The sequence below is a fragment of the Candidatus Nealsonbacteria bacterium genome (genome assembly GCA_011050465.1).
In the GTDB taxonomy this organism is placed as follows: domain Bacteria; phylum Patescibacteriota; class Minisyncoccia; order Minisyncoccales; family RBG-13-36-15; genus RBG-13-36-15.
Window position 1 is genome coordinate 1 of record DRFQ01000007.1, and the last position, 1,679, is coordinate 1,679.

The following is a 1,679-nucleotide window of genomic DNA, read 5'->3' on the forward strand; positions in this document are numbered from 1 at the left end:
AAATCCTCCGGTCTTCGATAGTCATTCCTTTTGGGGCTTTACGAGAAAGGAGTGGCATATCATTTTTCACCTGCTCTCGATATGCAATTCGTTCTATTGTAATAGCAGTTTCCTCAAGATTTCGAGTGGGGATTACTGAAATTCCAAGCTTATATGAGATAAAGGCAAGGGCTCCGTAAATTGATGAGATTTTCATTCCTACTTTCTTGAAAACGTTATCATTTAATCCTTCTAAGATTAATATGGGCGTCAAATAGGTGTCCTTTAAGCGAATTAACTGTTCAAAAAGGCGATTGTCCATAATAGATGAGACAAAATCAAATCCTTCTTTTCTTTCGATAGCTACCTCTTCTGAGATAATAATATCTGCTATATCTAACTGTTCCGAAACGTAAGTGATGATATCCTTCTTTTTATCTAAAAGAGCTTTTAATTTACGCTCCCTATTATCTACTATGATGTGGAGCAAATCTTTAGGTGGATTGTCTTTTACAGGAAGTTTATTTAGTGTCATGATAGGGTAATATTTCTTGAGTTTATAAAAGAAAAATAATTCAAAAAAATAGAGGAGGTATGAAATTTATAGATTTCCAACAAGTTTAGTTTAGATTTTAGTCTTGCATTCTGAAATATGTTTGCATTGTTTCTTACGGAAGGTAAATTGAGGGCATGTACAACTCCAAGAACCATCAGCTTTTAATGTTATAGTATACGATTTATTCGCATTACTGGAGCTCTTTACTATCCAATGCTTATCCTTAGCGGTGGATTTTACTTTACTCTTCTCAAGTTTTCCAATAGTAACGTGGCGTATGAATTTCACTAAGAGACCTTGAAACTTGTCTTTAATCAGCTTACCTTTCACTTCAATCCTATCCCCAATCTTCAATAAACTTTTGGTATATAACCCTTCACTCAGCCTAATCGTTAATTCTGGTACGGTCTTTTTCTCGACTATTGCATCTTTCAAGGTTAGTAGATAATAAGCAGTTTCTTTTCCCTCATACTCATATGACTTTCTTTCGGATCTTAAGATTTCTCCATTTTTTACTGATATTTCAGAACCGATATATTCCTGGAGTAGAAAATTATCAGAGGCTTTATCGGTTAGTAGTAGGGCTCCTGATTTTGTCTCTATAATTTCGATATTTTCAATTTTTCTGATAAATTCTTGGGGCAATTCAAACAAGGTCCAGTTAGAGATGTTGAAAAAGTTTTTTTTAAAAGAGAATATGACACCTAACCAAAAATGCCCGCACATCCCCCCACTTGAACCAAGCGAACAATCACAATCGAATTCAAGATCTGAGATATTTTTATCAGTAATGCAAACAAATGCTTTAGACATCTCTTTATACCACTCAAAATCTATCTCAATCTCCCCCGCTTGTTCATTCACGACCCGGAATCCTTTAATTGTGTTTGTCATGGAAGAGTTTATCATATTAAACGCACTATCGATACCTTTAGAGATCCACTTTCTTTCATTTTCTCTTACTACGTCCTCCAACTCCTCTTCTGATAAAGAGGATAAAACAAGTTCTACTAAATCGGACTTCTTTTTGGCGGAGAATCCTTTTATTTTGAGGTTTCTACAAATTTGTTTTAGTTCATCTGCGGTCGCAGTCTGGAATAATAGTTTAAGATTTGCTTCGTTAATTTTTAATCACTTCCTTTCA

The 1,679-nt window shown here is 34.5% G+C and carries 2 protein-coding genes; both read right to left on the bottom strand.

Annotated features, from left to right (window positions below; translation table 11 throughout):
• Positions 1–514 (bottom strand): hypothetical protein (locus tag ENH66_01625; GenBank protein HDZ54380.1); only part of this gene is annotated, 514 nt, incomplete at its 3' end.
• Between the two features lie 90 nt (positions 515–604).
• Positions 605–1,429: an SWIM zinc finger family protein gene (locus ENH66_01630; protein ID HDZ54381.1), complete on the bottom strand. Its 825-nt coding sequence runs from the start codon at positions 1,427–1,429 to the stop codon at positions 605–607.
• Between the last annotated feature and the right edge of the window lie 250 nt (positions 1,430–1,679).

Coding starts and splice junctions, on each gene's coding strand:
- ENH66_01630 (HDZ54381.1), bottom strand. CDS start 1,429: ATGACAAACACAATTAAAGGATTCCGGGTCGTGAATGAACAAGCGGGG.